Source organism: Klebsiella sp. HMSC16C06 (assembly GCF_001808325.1).
Classification (GTDB): Bacteria; Pseudomonadota; Gammaproteobacteria; order Enterobacterales; family Enterobacteriaceae; genus Klebsiella; species Klebsiella variicola.
Genome location: NZ_KV793012.1, coordinates 142,692 through 160,924, shown reverse-complemented (window position 1 = coordinate 160,924; position 18,233 = coordinate 142,692). Strand labels below are relative to the sequence as shown.

At 59.4% G+C, this 18,233-nt stretch carries 16 protein-coding genes and 1 pseudogene; 7 read left to right on the top strand and 10 right to left on the bottom strand.

What is annotated here, in order from left to right:
* Positions 1 to 92: 92 nt before the first annotated feature.
* Genes HMPREF3142_RS19605 through HMPREF3142_RS19595 form a run of 3 tightly spaced genes read right to left on the bottom strand, consistent with a single transcriptional unit; the run spans position 93 to position 4,212 of the window.
* Positions 93 to 1,880, bottom strand: a complete 1,788-nt coding sequence (locus HMPREF3142_RS19605) for an aryl-sulfate sulfotransferase (RefSeq protein ID WP_070612384.1) — start codon at positions 1,878 to 1,880, stop codon at positions 93 to 95.
* A 23-nt stretch (positions 1,881 to 1,903) separates the two neighbouring features.
* Positions 1,904 to 2,647 (bottom strand): ABC transporter ATP-binding protein, encoded by a 744-nt coding sequence (locus HMPREF3142_RS19600; RefSeq protein WP_049157973.1) that lies wholly within the window; start codon positions 2,645 to 2,647, stop codon positions 1,904 to 1,906.
* A complete protein-coding gene (locus HMPREF3142_RS19595) occupies positions 2,644 to 4,212 on the bottom strand; it encodes an ABC transporter permease (RefSeq protein ID WP_070612382.1) in 1,569 nt (522 codons plus the stop codon). Before HMPREF3142_RS19595 ends, HMPREF3142_RS19600 begins: the two co-directional genes overlap by 4 nt.
* 222 nt (positions 4,213 to 4,434) lie before the next feature.
* On the opposite strand from HMPREF3142_RS19595, the gene HMPREF3142_RS19590 reads away from it, so the two are divergent.
* Positions 4,435 to 5,502, top strand: coding sequence for an ABC transporter substrate-binding protein (locus HMPREF3142_RS19590; protein ID WP_012542008.1), 1,068 nt, complete (start codon positions 4,435 to 4,437; stop codon positions 5,500 to 5,502).
* On the opposite strand, the gene HMPREF3142_RS19585 is transcribed toward HMPREF3142_RS19590, so the two are convergent.
* Positions 5,499 to 6,443 (bottom strand): LysR family transcriptional regulator, encoded by a 945-nt coding sequence (locus HMPREF3142_RS19585; RefSeq protein WP_049009845.1) that lies wholly within the window; start codon positions 6,441 to 6,443, stop codon positions 5,499 to 5,501. The genes HMPREF3142_RS19590 and HMPREF3142_RS19585 overlap by 4 nt on opposite strands.
* 171 nt (positions 6,444 to 6,614) lie before the next feature.
* Entirely contained in the window at positions 6,615 to 7,502 is an 888-nt protein-coding gene (locus HMPREF3142_RS19580; RefSeq protein WP_032735372.1) for a LysR family transcriptional regulator, read from the bottom strand.
* Between the two features lie 95 nt (positions 7,503 to 7,597).
* Between HMPREF3142_RS19580 and HMPREF3142_RS19575 the strand changes: the two genes are divergently transcribed.
* The 4 genes and pseudogenes from HMPREF3142_RS19575 to HMPREF3142_RS19560 all read left to right on the top strand — a co-directional run bounded on the left by HMPREF3142_RS19575 (position 7,598) and on the right by HMPREF3142_RS19560 (position 11,269).
* A complete protein-coding gene (locus tag HMPREF3142_RS19575; RefSeq protein WP_070612380.1) occupies positions 7,598 to 8,386 on the top strand; it encodes a substrate-binding periplasmic protein in 789 nt (262 codons plus the stop codon).
* A gap of 5 nt (positions 8,387 to 8,391) precedes the next feature.
* Positions 8,392 to 9,182: pseudogene (locus HMPREF3142_RS19570) on the top strand (amino acid ABC transporter ATP-binding protein).
* Entirely contained in the window at positions 9,182 to 9,856 is a 675-nt protein-coding gene (locus HMPREF3142_RS19565; protein ID WP_012542012.1) for an amino acid ABC transporter permease, read from the top strand. Before HMPREF3142_RS19570 ends, HMPREF3142_RS19565 begins: the two are co-directional and overlap by 1 nt.
* Before the next feature lie 6 nt (positions 9,857 to 9,862).
* On the top strand, positions 9,863 to 11,269 hold the full coding sequence (locus HMPREF3142_RS19560; RefSeq protein ID WP_064171117.1) for an MmgE/PrpD family protein: 1,407 nt from the start codon (positions 9,863 to 9,865) through the stop codon (positions 11,267 to 11,269).
* A 37-nt stretch (positions 11,270 to 11,306) separates the two neighbouring features.
* Here HMPREF3142_RS19560 and HMPREF3142_RS19555 read toward each other — a convergent pair whose 3' ends face one another.
* Both HMPREF3142_RS19555 and HMPREF3142_RS29520 read right to left on the bottom strand, forming a co-directional pair.
* Positions 11,307 to 12,923, bottom strand: a complete 1,617-nt coding sequence (locus tag HMPREF3142_RS19555; protein ID WP_044612819.1) for a peptide ABC transporter substrate-binding protein — start codon at positions 12,921 to 12,923, stop codon at positions 11,307 to 11,309.
* Complete coding sequence (locus HMPREF3142_RS29520; protein WP_012542015.1) at positions 12,920 to 13,036, bottom strand: hypothetical protein; 117 nt, start codon at positions 13,034 to 13,036, stop codon at positions 12,920 to 12,922. Before HMPREF3142_RS29520 ends, HMPREF3142_RS19555 begins: the two co-directional genes overlap by 4 nt.
* Positions 13,037 to 13,107: 71 nt before the next feature.
* Between HMPREF3142_RS29520 and mpaA the strand changes: the two genes are divergently transcribed.
* On the top strand, positions 13,108 to 13,815 hold the full coding sequence (gene mpaA / locus HMPREF3142_RS19550) for a murein tripeptide amidase MpaA (protein ID WP_008805227.1): 708 nt from the start codon (positions 13,108 to 13,110) through the stop codon (positions 13,813 to 13,815).
* Here mpaA and ycjG read toward each other — a convergent pair.
* Positions 13,812 to 14,777, bottom strand: coding sequence for an L-Ala-D/L-Glu epimerase (gene ycjG, locus HMPREF3142_RS19545; protein ID WP_070612377.1), 966 nt, complete (start codon positions 14,775 to 14,777; stop codon positions 13,812 to 13,814). The two genes, mpaA and ycjG, sit on opposite strands and share 4 nt — an antisense overlap.
* A gap of 102 nt (positions 14,778 to 14,879) precedes the next feature.
* On the opposite strand from ycjG, the gene tpx reads away from it, so the two are divergent.
* Positions 14,880 to 15,386 (top strand): thiol peroxidase, encoded by a 507-nt coding sequence (tpx, locus tag HMPREF3142_RS19540; protein WP_008805229.1) that lies wholly within the window; start codon positions 14,880 to 14,882, stop codon positions 15,384 to 15,386.
* Positions 15,387 to 15,457: 71 nt separating this feature from the next.
* Here the strand turns inward: tpx and HMPREF3142_RS19535 are convergent, their stop codons facing one another.
* Together HMPREF3142_RS19535 and tyrR are read right to left on the bottom strand one after the other, a co-directional pair.
* Positions 15,458 to 16,510 carry an AbrB family transcriptional regulator gene (locus HMPREF3142_RS19535; RefSeq protein WP_023297459.1) on the bottom strand — a complete coding sequence of 351 codons (1,053 nt, stop codon included), beginning with the start codon at positions 16,508 to 16,510 and terminating at the stop codon, positions 15,458 to 15,460.
* 101 nt (positions 16,511 to 16,611) lie between these two features.
* The gene (gene tyrR / locus HMPREF3142_RS19530) at positions 16,612 to 18,153 is read right to left on the bottom strand and encodes a transcriptional regulator TyrR (RefSeq protein WP_012542019.1); all 1,542 of its coding nucleotides are present in this window, start codon (positions 18,151 to 18,153) and stop codon (positions 16,612 to 16,614) included.
* Positions 18,154 to 18,233: the final 80 nt, after the last annotated feature.

The following is an 18,233-nucleotide window of genomic DNA, read 5'->3' as shown; positions in this document are numbered from 1 at the left end:
TGCCAGAAAAGTGCGCTTTCTGCTGTAGCCAGAGAGGGAGAAACTGGCGCTGCAAGCCGCAGCGCCACAGTTATCCTCTTACCCGGGCAGCATCACAAACTGACACTGTTCAACCAGTTGAGCAGACTTGCCACTGAGTATTGCGTCGGTGCGCGCGATATCGGCTGCCCCGATGTTATCAACAGCAGCGTCGGCAGGCCGCGTACGCCGAGGTCGCTGGCCAGTTCCTGATGCAGGTCGGCATCCAGATAGCGCGTTTCAAACTGAGCAATCCGCTGGCTGAGTTTTTCATGGGCCAGTAGCTGCCAGAGTTTACGGCAGTGCACACAGCGCTCCGCGCCAACGAACAGCAGCCCGGGTCGTTCACCCTCCAGTTCACTCGCCGCGCTTATCGGCCGGAATGCGCTTTCCGCAACGCGGAACAGCTTCGGACTGCGGCGCAGAGTATCGTTATCGGTTGCGACGCACAGCGCATCGGCGCTTTTACTGTACGGCTGTACGCCCGCCACGCGCACCACGCTCTGCGCCGGGCCCGCCGCCGCCGCGCCCGGCTGACGCAGAGTGCGGACATCAACTGCCGCAATCGGCGTCTCCTGCGGTTGCGCAAGCTGCGGGATCCACGCGTAAGGAATGCGGTAGGCGCGGTAAACCATATTATTATTCAGCGTCTTACCCCAGAACGGCGAAATGTATTCCCAGACAATGTCGTGATCGCGGGTCACTTCAAAAATGCGGCCGTTCGAACCTTCGTTAATCAACGTATTGCCATTTTCCAGGCGCTGCATATTGCTGATATACGGACTGTAGAAGCGGTATGAATCAGTCGGTTGCGGCAGGTCCGCTTCATAAGGCGAGTAGCGCCACTCAATATCGAGGGTCAGCGGGTTGATCTCAAGGATCCGAGAATAATCGCGCCAGGCGTTTTTCACCCCATCCGCCGATGCCGGGTTAGGCGCACCGTATCCGGCCCAACCGCCGTTGTCGAAAATCAGGATATTGCCCGCCCCCGGCAGCCCCTGGGGGATCATATGCGCATGATGCTGGCCGATGATCCAGCCGATGTGCTTCAGCTCCGGTTTGCTGTAGTCCGGGCCGAGCTGCCAGACAATTTTGCCGCTCTGCTTATCGATAATGGCGATAATATTGGATTCGCGGGCGTCCCAGATAATGTTGTCGGGATGGAAGCGCGCATCGCCGGCGTCATACCATTTATTCGGCCCCAGCGCCGACATCGAGTTGATATGCATCCAGTCGCCCATTCCGCCGCCGCTGGCGCGCATATTCGGGTTATTGTACAGCGCGGTGCGCGCCGCATCGTCGAAGCCCAGCTCATGAAAATGGTCGCTGCAGCGCCACTCCCAGACCACATTGCCCTGCCAGTCGACTTCAATAATGGTGTCGTCCAGCAGCAGCTTGTCGGAGATCGCTTCATTCACCAGATTGGTGTGGGCGAGGATCAGGGTATTGCCGCCATCGACCTGCGGCTCCAGCCCCGGCGCGTAGTAGCCGACGGGGTTACCCGCTCGCTGATAGTCGTGATGAGCGCGCGCCATCCAGCGCGTTTCATTGCCAGGGTCGCTGACCTGTTCGTAGCGGTCGAATTTCCAGGTCACGTTGCCCTCCCAGTCCACCTGGATCAGATCGAGCATATCCTGCATGCCATAGCGCGGGTCGCGCTCGCCGCTGTGGCCAAGGATGGCGCCGCCGGGCAGAATTTTGTTGGGAAACCCATGCAGTTCAGGCCATTCCCGCACCACGTGACCATTCATATCCACCAGTACCGCGCCGTGTTCGGTGGCCTGGAAAAGGGTGTAGCCGCTCCAGGCGCGCTGCGGATCATAAAGTGTGGCGCTGGTCGGGTAAACGGAAGGATGTCCCATATGTTGCTCCTTAAATAATAAAATCAGACAGAAGTAATCAGGTTGCGAATGTGGCGGCAGGCGGCGGTAAACGAGTCATCATCACGCTGGCGCGGATGAGGCAGCGCCAGGTTCACGATTTCTCGTATCCGCCCCGGACGCGGGGAGAGCACGACGACGCGATCGGCCAGGGCGACGGCCTCTTCAACATCGTGCGTCACCAGTAACGTGGTGGTTCCCGCGCTTTGGTGGATCTGTAAAAGTTCCTGCTGCAGGGTGTGACGCGTCAGGGCATCCAGCGCGCCGAAAGGCTCATCGAGCATCAGGATCTGCGGGCGGGCCACCAGACCGCGGGCAATAGCCACCCGCTGGGCCATGCCGCCGGAAAGCTGCGCGGGCAGCGCGCTGGCGAACTCGCTGAGCTGCACGCGCGCCAGCATCTCCAGTGCCCGCTGGCGCTTCGTCGCCCGGGTGAGCTTTTCATCTGCCAGGCCGAGCATCACGTTGTCGAGCACGTTAAGCCACGGGAACAGGCGCGGCTCCTGAAACACAATGCCGCGCTCTTTGCCCACGCCGGTGACCGGCTCGCCGTTAATACAAATATCCCCCTGGGTGGCAGACTCAAGGCCCACCAGCATCCGTAGCAGCGTCGATTTACCGCAGCCGCTGCTGCCCACCAGCGCGACCAGTTCTCCGGCGGCGATATCCAGGTTGAAATTCTTTAGCGCCGTCACCTGTTGCCAGGATTTACGCACGTGGCGAAAAGAGACCAGAGTTGAAGAGGTCATAACTGCTCCTGTTGACGCCAGCGGGTGGCGCGCATTTCCAGTAAACGTCCGGCTTTATCCAGCGCCGCGCCGGTGATACCGACCAGCACCATGCCGCAGAGAATAGTGGGCATATCCAGCAGCTGCTGGGCATTGATCATCAGGCTGCCGATCCCGACGCCGGAGGACATGAAATATTCCGCGCCGATATTGCCAAGCCAGGCGTAAATCAGCCCCAGCCGCAGACCGGCAAAGATCCCCGGCGCGGCACCGGGAAGAATGACCCGGCGCAGGCGCGCGAATTCGCCCAGCCGCAGCACCCTGGCGACTTCATCGAGTTGCGGGTTTCGCTGAAGCACCGCCTGCAGAGTGCTGAAGAACATAGGAAAGAACGACGCCAGCGCGATAAAGACGATTTTGCCGCCGTTATCGTTACCCACCCATGCCGTCAGCAGCGGCAGCCAGGCAAACAGAGCAATATGGCGCAGCACGTTAAGCGTGGGGGTAAAAATTTGTCCGGCGCGTGGGCGCAGCGCCAGCAGCAGTCCGCAGAGCAAACCGCCGGCAATCCCCAGCGCGCCGCCGACAACCGCTCTCCCCAGACTGGCCAGCATCGCGGCGCTCAGCTCTCCGCTCAGGATCCCCTGAACAAAACGTGCCGCCACCGCCAGCGGCGAAGAGAATAATCCGCTATCAATCCAGCCCCACTGGCTGGCCAGCTGCCACAGCGCCAGCAGGACTATCGGCAGCGGTAACGCCCGCCAGCTGGCCTGCGGTTTCCACGCCAGGCGTCCGGCGGCTGGTTGCGGCCAGAACACCAGTCGGGAACAGGCCCGATTCGCCGCCCACTCCATCAGCATGCCGCTCAGGCCAACCACCGCGATGGTGACAAAGACAATATCCAGCTGAAACAGCTGGCGGCCCCAGACCATCAGGTAGCCAATACCTTCGGAAGAAGCCAACAGCTCGACAACGATAAGCGATACCCAGGCCTGCGAAAGCGCCAGACGCAGACCGGTAAACCAGCCCGGCAGGCTTGCCGGGATCACCAGCCAGCGCAGCCGCTGCCAGCGGGAGAAGTTCATCACCCTGCCGGCTTCGCTCAGGGTCTGCGGCACGCTGGCTACCGCCTGCTGAGTGTTGATGGTCATCGGCACCACAGTGGTTTTCACGATAACCGCCAGCTTGAGGCCGTTATCAATCCCGAACAGCACCATCAATAGCGGGATCCAACCGAGCGTCGGAATTTGCGCCAGCGCGTAGAACAGCGGTTCCACCCGCTGCGCGGCCGCTGGCACCAGGCCAAACAGCGCCCCGAGCAGCGTGCCGGCGATGGCGCCCAGCAGCAGGCCAAGCGCCAGATGCTGGAGACTAAATCCCCACTGCGCCAGCAGATCGCCGCTCAGCAGCGACAACGCGGTATCGGCAACCACCGACGGGGCGGGCAAAATTTGCGCGGGCATCCATCCCTCGCGGGCGGCGATGTACCACAGCAACAGCAGTAGCGCTGGCAGCAGCCACGGCCAGCCGTTAAGCCGGAAACCCGGCCTGCCAGGGGCATCGGTTCTTAAGATCATCTGCGACATATCGGTCCACTCATCGGAAAGTGATGCCGCTATGAAAACGTGACTCACGCTGCCCCGCTATTGCGTAAGGCGAATAATCCCGATGCATCGAATGCATTTCAGCCTGGCGGGCACGCGGCGTCTGATTTAGCTTTTTTTCACCCATGCTTGGCGAATAAAAGCATTTAACACACGGCCCGCCGGCTCTTTAGGGTGAGAAAAAACTCAAGGGAGCAATACGTTATGATGAAAGCATTTTTTAGCCGCACCTTGCTGGCATTGGTCGCGGTCATCGGTCTGGCGGCAAACGCCCAGGCCGAGACGCTACGAACCATTCGCATCGGCGTGCCGGATCAGAGCGCCGGCAGTCAACCTTTTATTGAGGGGCCGGTCGGCATGGCGTTTATCCGCCATCAGCTGGAAGAGGTGTTTAAACCGCAGGGTGTGGAAGTGCAGTGGCAGTTTTTCAAGGGGGCAGGCCCGGCGGTGAATGAAGCGTTAGCCAACCGACAGCTTGATTTTGTTTACCTCGGCGATCTGGCGGCGATTATCGGTAAGGCCAATGGTCTGCCGACACGCCTGCTTCTGGGCAGCCGCGGCTCGGAATCCTGGCTCGCGGTAACCAAAGCCTCGGGTATTAAAACGCTGGCCGACCTGAAAGGCAAACGGGTGGCGGTCTATCGCGGTACGGCGGACCAGCTGGCCTTTGACCGGGCGCTGCAAACCGCCGGCCTCAATGAGCGCAGTTTGCAGGTCATCAACCTTGACTGGAACGCGGGTAAAGCGGCGCTGGCGGCCGGTCGCGTCGATGCGGTATGGGGAGGCGTCTCCCTGCTGGCGCTACGCGGCGACAAAATTGATGTGGTGGTTAAAAGCGGCGATTCAGGCCGCCAGAACACCACTCAGGCGGGGTTCCTCGGCACGCAGACGTTTATCGAGACCTGGCCGCAGGCGACTCAGCAGATCGTTAATGTGCTGGTGAAGAATGCCGCTGAAATCAGCGATCCGGCTAATCGAGACGCCTGGTCTGCCGAGATGGCGCAGCAAAGCCAGATCCCCAAGGCGTTATTTCTGGAAGCGCTGCAGCCACAGGATCTGAACTTTACCACCTCACCGCGTATTGACCCGTTCCTGACCGACAGCTTCAGCAGTAGCGTCGAGCAGGCTAAATCGGGTCGTCTGATCCGCAGCGCTTTTGACGTTAAGCAGTGGGTGGACGGCCAGTTTGTCGAGCAGGCGCTGAAAACGCAGCAACTGGAAAACCGCTGGCCACCGTACGATGCCAAAGGTGAGGCGAAAAACGCCGGTTAATCCCCCTCCTCCTGCGCCAGCAGCTGAAGCTGATGCTGACGGTCGGTATGGAGGATAATCTCAATCAGCCTCTCAACCAGCGGCGGCTGAATCGCGTGAACCGGGGAGATAATGGCAAACCGGGTCTGCATTAGCCGCCACTCATCTGGCAGATCGCTAAGTTCCAGTTTCACCAGCCGATGGCTGTGCTGGCACAACGCGAAGCCGTCCTCGCTGGCGAAGCTTATCGCGTGGGTTTGCGCCAGAGTGGAAAGCAGCGCGTAAATATGGTCGCACTGGATCGCGGGCGTAAAGTCCTGTTGCTGGCTGAGGGTCGCCAGTACCTTGCGTACCCCCGGCGGCAAATAGGGGGCGGCAAAAGGGTAGCGCAACATCTCCTGAATCGAGATCGTCCCCTGTTTTGCCAGCGGATGTTCGGCATGGCAGACAAAGAAACAGCGTTGTGGGCTAAGCGGCTGCACGCGTAACTGCGGGTCAAGCTCGGCCTGCCAGCTATCGGCGACCACAAAAGGATAGTGCTGGGAGGTAAGCGCCTGATGCAGAGCAAGCCAGTTATCAATGTGAAAACGCACCCTCGCCTGCGGCAAAAGACGATGAAACTCTCCGATGGCCGTCGGAATCAGCCTCGCGCCGGGAGCCGGGCCGCAGCCAAAAGCGACCTCGCCATTTTGCGCATCGTCCGCCTCACGCAGCTGGCTACTAAGCTCAATATTGAGTTCCTGAAAACGGCGCGCATAAGGCAGCAGCTTTTGCCCGTGCAGCGTGAGCGTCGGTAGCTTGCTCTGGCGGTCGAATAAAGGATGACCGACACTCTGCTCCAGCGCCTGAATGCTGCGGCTAAACGCCGATTGCGACAGGCAAACCGCCTCCGCCGCACGATTAAAACTGCCGTACTCCACTAGCGCTACAAAATTGCGTAACTGGCGAAAATCCAGATGCATCGATCCGCTCCCTTCCCTCTACTATTCAACAAAAGTACTGGAAGGCGGCCTGGCGGTAAACCACAGACACCACTCCCGGTGGGTTAGCGCACCGTGACTGGGGTGAAAGTTCGCGTTGCAGAATAGTGATGAACCTGCATGAGCGGCCAGCCACAGAGCCTCACGCTGATCTCACGTTTCAGCCATTAATTCCGTCATCACTTTCGCAAACACTTCGCCCGGCTGCGACAGGGTGCTGTGTCCATCCGTCACCGCGACGACAGACACCGGCAACGCATGACGGAACGGCCGCACCGCCAGACCGCTGGTGTCGACGCCCTGTAGAGAAAAACTGTCAACAATAGTCATACTGTTGTTGCCGTGTCTGACAAGATTAATCGCCATGCTGTAGCGGTTGGTTTCTACCGCCGCCACCTGGCGCTGGCGGAACGCCGGCACCTCTTCGGCAATCATGGCAACCAGCCGCGCGTCGGTCGTGATATACACCAGGTCGCGTGTCGGGATATCCTGCCAATGGATTTCCGTCTGCTGCGCCAGCGGATGCTGCCCGGGCAGCACACACACCATTTCACCCCGGCAGATGGCCAACGGGTTCTCCTCTGGTTCGTAGCCGGGTTTCACCAGAAAACCGAGATCGTAACGCCCTTCTTCAACCGCCGTCTCAATTTCATTGTTGAGACACATATCCGCCACCACACCATAATCGGGAAAGGTCTGCCGAAAACGCGCCACCGCCAGCGGCAATATATTCAGCGCCAGCGCAGGCGTGGCACAGACCCGCAACTGACCAACGCGATACTGCCGGATGTGATCAACAAAACGTTCAAAACGAAGCCGGTCCTGATGCACGCGCAGCGCCTCTTTATACAGCGCTCTGGCTTCCGCGGTTGGCTGCATCTTCCCTTGATAGCGCTCAAACAGGCTGAACCCCATCTGCTGCTCGATAAGCGCCAGGCTTTTACTCACCGAAGGCTGCGACATGGCCAACTGCGCCGCTGCCGCTGTCACTGAACCTAGCTGAACGATACTGATAAAGACCTCGAGTTGCTTGGGTGTCATTGCCATTTTCCTGATAACGATATGCTGATTATGCATTTAAAAAATATGCACTCAGGGTTATAGAATCCATAATTATATTCACCAGAGGGCATAAAATGAAATTTTTCACGTCACGCTTCATGTCGATATTGTTGCTTATACCGGGGATGTTCTTAGCCCAGTCTCCTGCTCAGGCCGGGGAAGAAATCAATACGATTCTGCCAGACCATGTGATCCGCGTCGGTGCGGTCAACGCACCGCCGTGGTATCAGAAAGATCTGCTGACCAACCAGTGGACCGGGCTGGTTCCGGATGTTGTGCAGGCGATATTTAAAAACACCGATATCAAGATTGAATACGTTGATACGCAATGGGGCACCGCCGTCGCGGGTTTACAGTCCAACCGCTTCGATATTTTAGGTGGTTTTAATAATACGCCAGAAAGGGCCAAAGCCGTCGACTTTACCCGCCCTATGGGCTCGCACCAGATGGGCGTCCTGACTCTGGAAAAAGAGACGCAGAAATATCAGCGCTGGGACACCATCAACACTTCGCAGACCAGGCTCAGCGCGATTGATGGCTCGGCAGCCGTCACGCTGCTGCAGCCTCAACTGGACAAAGTCCAGTGGATTATCGTTCCCGATAGCGACAACATGCAGCTCCAGATGGAGAGCGGCCGCGCGGATGCCATCGTCACTAACGATATCCAGATGGCGCAATATATTCAAAAGCGTCATCAGGGCACGATGATTATTCCACAGCCGATCAAAGAACAGGCAACCAATATGGGCCTGCGTAAAGAACGACCGGAATTACAGGCGTGGCTGAATGGACGGCTCGAACAGCTGGATAAAGACGGCACGCTGAAAAAAATATGGCAGAAATATACTCACCCAGCGAAATAACTCTGATGAACCCACAATCATTATTACCGTTACTGAAAATTGAAGCGCTTAGCAAATCATTTTCAGGTAATAAAATTATAGATGATGTTTCCTTCGCGGTTCGTCCCTCGGAGGTGATTGGCATCATTGGCCGCAGCGGCGCGGGTAAATCCACCCTGCTGCGTTGCCTGAACATGCTTGAAGTCCCGGATAGTGGGCATATCTGGCTGGGTGAGGAAGAAATAGGCTTTCACGGCGCGCAGAGAAAACAGGTCACACAGCGCACATTAGCGCGCCAGCGTGCCTCAATGACAATGGTATTCCAGCACTTTAATCTGTGGCCACACCGCAGTGTATTGCAGAATATTATTGAAGGTCCGGTACAGGTCCTGGGCTTGCCGCGTAAAAAAGCCATCGAAAAAGCCATGGCGCTGCTCACGCGTATGGGCCTGCAAGAAAAAGCCGGAGACTTCCCGGTTCAACTTTCAGGCGGTCAGCAGCAGCGGGTATCTATCGCCCGCGCCCTGGCCATGGCCCGCAAGTGATCCTGTTCGACGAACCGACTTCCGCACTCGATCCGGAATCTGTCGGGGAGGTGCTGTCCGTTATTTCCGAACTGGCGGCCAGCGGCACCACCATGCTGGTGGTTACCCATGAAATGCGTTTTGCCCTGCAGGTATGTAGTCGGCTGCTGTTGATGGATAATGGCAAACTGGTGGAAGAAGCATCCCCTCAGGAGATCTGGTCACGGCCGCCCGATGCCCCTATCCGACGCTTTATGACGCTGTCCGGCGTAACGGCAGAGGAGCTGCGCTAATGTCTTATCACTGGGATTTCTCAATACTGTGGCAATATCACGCGGTTTTGCTGGAAGGGATATTGACCACTTTTAAAATTGTGCTGGCCTCAGTCACGTTAAGCATTCTTGGCGGAGCGCTGCTGGCCCCGTTGCGCGGCGCGTCCAGGGCGGTCATCCGCTTACCCACCCAGGGGTTGATTGAGATTGTGCGTTCAATCCCCCCTCTGGTGCTGATTGTCTGGGCCTACTACTGTCTGCCCATTTTGTTCGGCCTGACCCTCTCCTCGTATCTGACCTGTGTCCTCGCCATCTCGTTATATGGCAGCGTATTTTTCGCTGAAATATTTCGTTCTGGTATGCAATCGGTCGATCATGGTCTGGTCGAAGCGGGCCTGTCGGTGGGGATGTCACCGCTGAAAGTATTAGTTCGCATTACCGCGCCGGTAGCCTTTTTGCGAATTTTACCGGCGTTTGTCAGCCAGTGCGTGATGTCGGTTAAGAATTCCGTGCTGGCGAGTTATATCGCAACGGGTGAGATCCTCTATCAAGGGCAACGGCTGAGTACCGCCACCTTCCGCCCTCTGGAGACACTGACTTTTGTGGCGCTGTTTTTCGTCGCCACCATTCTTCCGCTGTCACTGCTGGCAAGCTATGCCGAGCGCCGGATCCGCAGCCGCTACTTCAAACGTTGAGTAACCATGACTATTTCCGCAACACGCCAGCTGGTCAATTTTGCCAATACCTTATCTGCGCCAGCTATCCCGGCTCCCGTTCGGCGCAAAATTCGACTGCATTTACTGGATGCCCTCGCCTGCGGTTGGGCGGCCAGTGGCCACCGGGTCAGCGAACCGATGATACGCGCCTCCCGGCTATTTGGCGGAAACGGTCACTGTAGCGTCTTCGGTGAGTCCGGTTTCAGCCCATTGGCGGCCGCGTTCGCGAACGCCGCCATGATAAACGGCCTGGATCACGATGACGGTGTGGAGATCGACGGCAAAGGGCTCGGCCATCCGGGGGCCACACTGGTTGCCGCCGCGATGGTTGCGCTTGACCTCAATCCTGAGCCGGTAGCTCAGGACGTGCTGATTACCACCCTGGCGGCCGGTTTCGAGGTGAATAACCGGCTCATCCACGCCATCCAGCCTTCGGCAGAACGCTTCAGCCAGGTCTACGGCGTGGCGCAGCATCAATCCATCGGCGCAGCCGTGGTGGCCGGTCGGTTGTTGGGGTTAAACCCTGAGCAATTACATCACGCGGTGGGCCTGGCCGCCGCGTTAACACCGCTCCCCAGCCTGCACCAGTATAACTGGCGACAACGGCCGCTGTTGTCGCTCAAAGATGCCGTGGCGCCCGCCGCGCAAGCCGCCGTGCAGGCGGTGATCATGGCGCAGCAAGGCCTCAGCGGCAGCCTTGATGTACTCGATGGCGAACAGGGTTTCTGGCGGATGATTGGCTCCGACCAGTTCGCGCCAGACAGGTTGACCGATGAGCTCGGCAGTCACTGGTACGCTGGCTACGGTAGCTTTAAGCGATATCCCGCCTGCCGCTGGCTGGCCTGCGCGCTGGAATGCATGGAGGGCATCATGCAGCAGACCGGCTGGTCTGTTGCGGATCTCCGCACCATTGAGGTACAAAGCTTCCCCCGTCTGGTCAACGATATGATGGACTACCGGCCGCAAACGGTGACCGACGCGCAGTTCAGCCTGCCGTGGACGCTGGCAGCGGTCGCCGCTGGCCTGCCACCGGGTGCCGACTGGTATACTGAAGACAATATGCAAAACCCAGCCTTGCTGGCGCTGGCGGATAAAGTCACGGCCACTGTCACACCTGAATTTACACAACGGATGAACGGTCCGGCACGCCAGCCTGGCGCGCGCGTTGTGGTCACAAACAGCCGTGGCGAATGTGCAGTGCAGGAACGCTACAAACCCTTGGGCAGCGCCGAACGCCCGCTTAGCGATGGGGAAATTATTGCCAAGGCGCGGCGAAATTTGCCCGGACATAAGATAAAGGTTAACGAACTGCTTACGAGCGTGATGGAGGAGGAAACGGCTCGGTATTACTCCTCTTCGGCAGACCTGATGGGCTTTTCGCTACCGGCGTAGCAAGGGTTGCCTGACATTGTCAGGCAACCACGACCGGTTAGTGCTTCACGATATACATGGTACGACTGTAGGCCACATCTTCCGGGTTGGTGATCGGGTAGCCTTTCAGCCACGGCTTAATCAGCCGGCCGTTAGTGTACTGGTAGATCGGCGCAATCGGCGCTTTGACCATAATGATCTTCTCCGCCGCGTTGTAATCGTCGTTACGCGCTTTGGCCGAATTCTCCACCGCCGCCTGGGCGAGGATTTTGTCGTACGCCGGATCGTTAAAGCGCGAGATATTTCCGCTGTGGGTGGAGGTCAGCAGCGACAGGAAGGTGGACGGCTCGTTGTAGTCCCCTACCCACGAAGCGCGGATCACGTCGAAATTGCCGGTGTTACGGCTGTCGATATAGGTTTTCCACTCCTGGTTTTGCAACTTCACTTCCACGCCGAGGTTTTTCTTCCACATCGACGCCACCGCGATGGCAATCTTCTGGTGATTCTCAGAGGTGTTATACAGCAGCGTCAGCTTCAGCGGACGATTCGGGCCATAGCCGGCGGCAGCCAGCAGGGCTTTCGCCTGGGCATTAAGTTCGGCCTGACTCATACTCTCAAACTGCGACGGCTGGGGGGTGAAGCCCGCCGTCACGTCCGGCGTGAAACGCCAGGCCGGTTTTTCCCCGGTTCCCAGCACTTTCTCCGCCATCACCCGGCGATCGATGGTCATACTCAGCGCCAGTCGCACCCGCTCGTCCGCCGTCGGCCCCTTTTGGGTATTGAAAGCGTAATAGTAGGTACCCAGCTGCGGCGGGGTATATACCTGCCCCGGAATATCCTTCAGTAGCTTCTGATACATATTTTTCGGGAAAGATTCGGTGATATCGATATCGCCAGCGAGATAGCGCTTGGTGGCGGCGGACTCCTGGTTGATCGGTACAAAGGTGACCTGCTGGATCACCGTTTTGGCGTTATCCCAGTAGTGCGTGTTCGGCACCAGCACCAGCTTTTCATTGACCACGCGATCTTTCAGAACATAGGCGCCGTTGCCCACCAGGCTGCCGGGCCGCGTCCAGTTCGCGCCGCTGTCGACATTCGCTTTTTGTACCGGGTAGAAGGCAAAGCTGGCGGTCAGGTTGCTGAACCACGGCAGCGGTTTATCCAGCTGCACCCGCAGAGTGCGGGCGTCGACGGCGGTAACCCCCAGGGTCTCCGGCGCGGCTTTGCCGTCGATAATGTTCTGCGCGTTGGCGATCCCCGCCAGCGCCGCGAACCAGGCGAACGGCGAAGTGGTTTTCGGATCCACCAGACGCTGCCAGCTATAGACGAAATCCTCGGCGGTAACCGGCGTGCCGTCGGACCAGCGCGCGTCATCGCGCAGGGTAAAGGTCCAGACGCGGTTATCGTTGCTCTGCCAGCGGGTCGCCACGCCTGGAACCAGGTTGCCTTTCGCATCCTGATTGACTAAACCTTCAAACAGATCGCGGATCACCTGGATTTCCGGCAGGCCCACCGCTTTGGCGGGATCTAACGAGGCGGGTTCATCTTTGATATGGCGTACTAACAGCTGTTTTTCCGCCAGTACCGTGCCCGGCGGTACGTCCGCCGCCCAGGCTAAAGAAGATACGCTGGCTAACCACAGCGCGCCGCATGTCAAAGCGACAGGATACTTCATAAGATCCCCTTTAAAATGAAAAAAATACCGCCAACAGAGCGATAATTATTTGTTTCATCACCTGAAATTGCAAACGACATATGATAGAAAATTGATGTGTCGTCGGATTTCACGCCTCAGGGAATGGGTTTGATCCCGACACGCTTTCGCCAACACTGAATAATAACGACACACAGGAAGCCCTATGTCTATTTCACGTCCTCGTCCGCAGCGCGGCGACTTTCCGCCGGGAACCCGGCAGTACGGCAGCTCGGAACTGGGCGCGCCGCTGCTGTGGTTTCCTGCGCCGCAGGCCGACAGCCGTAGCGGCCTGATTATTGCCGGCACCCACGGTGATGAAAATTCGTCGATTGTGACCCTCTCCTGCGCCCTGCGCACCCTGAAACCCGAGCTGCGCCGTCACCACGTAGTGCTAACGGTCAACCCTGACGGCTGTCAGCTCGGGCTGCGTGCCAATGCCCGCGGCGTTGACCTCAACCGTAACTTTCCGGCCGCTAACTGGAAACAAGGGGAAACGGTTTATCGCTGGAACAGCGCGGCAGAGGAACGCGACGTGGTGCTGTTGACCGGCGAGCAGCCGGGTTCGGAGCGGGAGACCCAGGCCCTGTGTCAGTTGATCCACCAGATCCATCCGGCGTGGGTGGTCTCCTTTCACGATCCGCTGGCCTGTATCGAAGACCCGGGCCACAGCCCGCTGGGGCACTGGCTGGCCGACGCCTTCTCCCTGCCGCTGGTCGGCAGCGTGGGCTACGACACGCCGGGCTCCTTTGGCAGTTGGTGCGCGGATATCGGACTCCCCTGCATCACCGCCGAGTTCCCGCCGGTCTCCGCCGACGAGGCAACGGAGCGTTACCTGCCGGCGATGACCGACCTGCTGCGCTGGCAGGCTTAAAGATGAAGCACGCCGGTGCTGAACCGCAGCGCCGGCTCAACGTCCACCGCCAGCCATGTCGGGCCGTCGAGGTCAGCGAAGCGCGCCAGCGGCGCCAGCGGGAGTGCGGCGGCGATCCCGCGCGAGGTGCAGAGCATACAGCCCAGCATCCGCGCATACCCCTGCCGTTCCGCCTCCCCGGCCAGAGCCAGCGCTTCGGTCAGACCGCCCGTTTTATCCAGTTTGATATTGACCATCTCATAGCGCCCGCGTAGCCGCGGCAGGCTCTCCCGGGTATGGCAGCTCTCGTCGGCGCAAATCGGTAACGGATGAACGAAGTTTTCCAGCGCCGCATCGGCGTCAGCCGGGAGCGGCTGCTCGAGCATCGCCACGCCGAGATCCGCCAGCAGCTGACAGCGCGCCGCCAGCCCCTCGCTGTGCCAGGATTCATTGGCGTCGACAATCAGCGTAGCCTCCGGCGCCGCCTGACGGATAGCGATTAACCGCTCGCTGATCAGCCGGTCGTCAAGCTTCACTTTCAACAGCTGGGCACCTTTCTGCCACAGCGCCGCGGCGCTGGCCGCCATCTGATCCGCCGTACCAATGACCACCGTTTGGGCGGTGATCACCCGGTTGGGCAACGCCACGCCCAGCAACTGGGACAAGGTTTTGCCTTCGCGCCGCGCCTGCAGATCCCACAGCGCGCAGTCAACGGCATTGCGCGCGGCGCCTGCCGGCAGCAGCCGCTGCAGCTGTTCGCGGGTGAGGCCCGCTTCCAGCTGCTCGCCGATCGCCATCACCTGGGCCATGACCGAAGAGATGCTCTCGCCATAGCGGGGATAAGGCGTGCATTCGCCCACCCCTTTCACACCGTCCTCCTCCAGTTCCACCACCACCACTTTTGCCTCGCTGCGGCTGCCGCGGGCGATCACAAAAGGGGTATGTAGCGGCCAGGCTTCCTCATACACTCGCACGTTGCGCATTCCCTTGTCCTCTCTGGTCAATGTTAAATAGGGTTTGCCGTGTAGCTGGCGGATGTCATACACTACTCGTGACGTTAACTATATGTAAACAGGAAGATAACCATGTCACAAACCGTGCATTTCCAGGGCAACCCCGTTTCTGTTCAGGGCACCATTCCGCAGGCAGGCGCTAAAGCGCAGCCGTTTACGCTGGTCGCCAAAGATCTCTCTGACGTCGCGCTGAGCCAGTACGCCGGCAAACGTAAAGTACTAAATATTTTCCCGAGCATTGATACCGGCGTGTGTGCCGCATCAGTGCGTAAATTCAACCAGCTGGCCGCTGAACTGGACAACACCGTGGTGCTGTGCATTTCCGCTGATCTGCCGTTCGCCCAGTCCCGCTTCTGCGGCGCGGAAGGCCTGAGCAACGTGGTGACCCTTTCCACGCTGCGCGGCGCGTCGTTCCTCGCTGACTACGGCGTCGCCATCGCTGCCGGTCCGCTGGCTGGCCTGGCCGCTCGCGCCGTGGTCGTTATCGATGAAAACGATCAGGTCGTCTACAGCCAGCTGGTGAATGAAATCACCGAAGAGCCGGACTACGACGCCGCGCTGGCCGCCCTGAAAGCCTGATAACAGATTGCCCGGGCGCATCACGCCCGCGGACATTCTATGTACTCAGCCCCCGCTCTGCGGGGGCTTTTTTATTGCCGTGGCGCATAGCGGGAGATAGCCCGCGCCATCGCCGGGCCGGTCAGTAAAATGGTAAACAGCCGCAACGTCTGTAGCGCCATAATGAATGACATATCCGCCCGGGTGCCGGCGGCGATAATCGCCACCGTGTCCAGGCCGCCAGGGCTGGTGGCCAGATAGGCGGTCATAAAGTCCATCTGCAGAATGTGGGTCAGGGCAAGGGCCATCAGGGCGCACATCAGGATCAGCCCAAGAATAGAGGCGATAATCTGCGGCAGCGTCTTCAGCGCCAGCAGAAAAATGGCTTTATTAAACTGCAGCCCCACCGTCCAGCCCAGCACCGCATAGGCCATCGCCAGCAGCCACTCCGGCAGCTCCAGCATCATCCAGCCGCTGCCCTGGACCAGCGCGCCGAGCAGCATCGGCAACAGCATGGCCCCGGAGGGGATGCGCAGCCGCATGCCCAGCCAACAGGCTAGCGCCGTCAGCAGCAGCGTGAAAGGGAAATTCAGGGTCAACGATGGAAACCAGACAATATCCTGAGTCATTTCCTGCGCTTCATTGCCCAACGCATAGCGCACCACCAGCGCCGCCGCGCCGACGACAAACAGCACCCGCAGATACTGCATCAGCGCCACCAGCCGCACATCGGCCCCGTACTCCTGGGCCATCACCACCATTGCCGACGCGCCGCCGGGAGAGCTTCCCCAGGCGCCGGTGGCGCCCGGCAGCGCGCTGTAGCGAACCAGCAACCAGCCGGTGAGGCCGCTAATCGCCAGGGTGGTCAACAGGATCGCCAGCACCAGCGCCCAGTTGTTGAACAGCACACCAAAAACAGAGGGGTTGATCGCCCGGGCAATCATGCAGCCGACAATGGCCTGCGCCGCCAGATAACAGGGACGAGGGATGCTCAGCTTCACTCCGCGCAGGCTCAAAATGAGACCGGCGATCAGCGGCCCCAGCAGCAGCGCTGCCGGCAAATGAAGGCGTAACAGCAGCGAGGAAAAGAGAACAGAGAGCAGCAGCAATGCCAGCCATTGCCCGATCGCGCGACGCGACGCCAAGATGCACCACCCCGGAAAAAGGATTAAAAAACCAGTATATACAGGTTTGGCCCGCTTTGCAGGCCAGGATGCCGGCAACGAGGGTCGCCGGCCTGGCGGGATTATTCGTCGCCCTTTTTCTGACTCAGACCATATTCACGCAGCTTATTGGCGATGGCGGTATGCGACACCCCCAGCCGCTTCGCCAGCTTCCGGGTGCTGGGGTAGCTGCGATAGAGCTGGGTCAGCACCGAGCGCTCAAAGCGGCGGGTGATGTCGTCCAGCGACCCTTCCATCGCCTCCTCGCCCACCGGCAGCGACGCGACGTCATGGTCCGGCAGCAGAATGTCCTGTGGGCGCAGCTCAAATCCCTCCAGTTGGGTCAGCGCGCGATAGACGGCATTCTTCAACTGGCGAACGTTGCCGGGCCAGCTGTAGCGGGTGAGCACCGTACTGAGATCGGCGGAGAGCTTCGGCCGCGGGACCCCCTGCTCATCAGCAAAGCGGGCCACGAACAGCTCCGTCAGCGGCATAATGTCCTGCGGGCAGTCGCGCAGCGGCGGCAGATACAGCGTCAGGACGTTGAGGCGATAGTAGAGATCTTCGCGGAACAGCCCTTTCTGCACCAGTTCGACCAGGTTTTTCTGCGTCGCGCAGATCACCCGCACATCGACGTGCACTTCATGATCCTCGCCAACTCGGCGGAAGGTGCCGTCGTTGAGGAAGCGCAGCAGCTTAGTCTGCATTCGCGGCGACATCTCGCCAATTTCATCCAGCAGCACCGAGCCGCCGTTGGCCTGCTCGAAGAAGCCCTTCTTACCCTGCAGCGCGTCGCCAAACAGCTCGCTCTCGACCGCGTCCTCGGGAATGGAGCCGCAGTTGAGCGCCAGATAAGGTTTGCCCGCCCGCGGGCTGGCCAGATGGCAGGCATGGGCCAGCAGATCTTTGCCGGTGCCGGTGTCGCCGACAATCAGCAGCGGCGCGCTGAGCATCGCCAGCTTGCGCGCTTGCTCCACCACGTGGCGCATTTTCGGCCCCACCGCGAGGATCTGGCTGAAGGCGCTGGTGTCCTGGCTGGTCATGGTCTGCAGCTGGCGTCCCATGCGCACGGTTGAGCGCAGCATCGCTACGGCGCCGGTCAGCACCCGTTCGTTATGCTCCCCTTCCAGATAGACCGGGGTCACTTCCAGCAGATAGTTCTGTCCATTCACCACCACATGCTCCGCATGCGTCTCCTGCGGGCTGCTCTCCAGCCAGCGCTGAACGTTAAAATCGGCGATCAACTGGGCCACCGGATGGTTGCGCAGCTTCGCCTGGCTTTGGCCAAACAGCAGGCAGCTGGCGGGGTTGGCCAGTTCCACCCTGCCTTTGGTATCCAGCGACAGCACCGGCTCCGGCATCGCCACCAGCAGCGCGCTGAGCGCCAGGTGTTCACGCTCAGACGGCATCCACGGCACGGTGCGCACGTCTGTCACGCCGGCGATACGGCGGATCTCTGCCATCAGGCTGCTGAACGTGGCGAACTCCAGTTCGGCAAAATTGAGGTAAATTCGGCCTATAGGGTCAATATCGATACCACGTAGATCAATGCCGCGCAGCACCAGCAAATCGAGCAATTCACGAGTCAGACCGAGACGGTCTTCACAAAAGACTTCAAGACGCATGGGAGTGTTCACCCTAAAAGTGCCAATGACGGGAGAATAATAGGACAGGAATGAGTTTTCGGGAAGCTAACTGTCAACAA

Coding starts and splice junctions, on each gene's coding strand:
- HMPREF3142_RS19605 (WP_070612384.1), bottom strand. CDS start 1,880: ATGGGACATCCTTCCGTTTACCCGACCAGCGCCACACTTTATGATCCG.
- HMPREF3142_RS19600 (WP_049157973.1), bottom strand. CDS start 2,647: ATGACCTCTTCAACTCTGGTCTCTTTTCGCCACGTGCGTAAATCCTGG.
- HMPREF3142_RS19595 (WP_070612382.1), bottom strand. CDS start 4,212: ATGTCGCAGATGATCTTAAGAACCGATGCCCCTGGCAGGCCGGGTTTC.
- HMPREF3142_RS19590 (WP_012542008.1), top strand. CDS start 4,435: ATGATGAAAGCATTTTTTAGCCGCACCTTGCTGGCATTGGTCGCGGTC.
- HMPREF3142_RS19585 (WP_049009845.1), bottom strand. CDS start 6,443: ATGCATCTGGATTTTCGCCAGTTACGCAATTTTGTAGCGCTAGTGGAG.
- HMPREF3142_RS19580 (WP_032735372.1), bottom strand. CDS start 7,502: ATGACACCCAAGCAACTCGAGGTCTTTATCAGTATCGTTCAGCTAGGT.
- HMPREF3142_RS19575 (WP_070612380.1), top strand. CDS start 7,598: ATGAAATTTTTCACGTCACGCTTCATGTCGATATTGTTGCTTATACCG.
- HMPREF3142_RS19565 (WP_012542012.1), top strand. CDS start 9,182: ATGTCTTATCACTGGGATTTCTCAATACTGTGGCAATATCACGCGGTT.
- HMPREF3142_RS19560 (WP_064171117.1), top strand. CDS start 9,863: ATGACTATTTCCGCAACACGCCAGCTGGTCAATTTTGCCAATACCTTA.
- HMPREF3142_RS19555 (WP_044612819.1), bottom strand. CDS start 12,923: ATGAAGTATCCTGTCGCTTTGACATGCGGCGCGCTGTGGTTAGCCAGC.
- mpaA (WP_008805227.1), top strand. CDS start 13,108: ATGTCTATTTCACGTCCTCGTCCGCAGCGCGGCGACTTTCCGCCGGGA.
- ycjG (WP_070612377.1), bottom strand. CDS start 14,777: ATGCGCAACGTGCGAGTGTATGAGGAAGCCTGGCCGCTACATACCCCT.
- tpx (WP_008805229.1), top strand. CDS start 14,880: ATGTCACAAACCGTGCATTTCCAGGGCAACCCCGTTTCTGTTCAGGGC.
- tyrR (WP_012542019.1), bottom strand. CDS start 18,153: ATGCGTCTTGAAGTCTTTTGTGAAGACCGTCTCGGTCTGACTCGTGAA.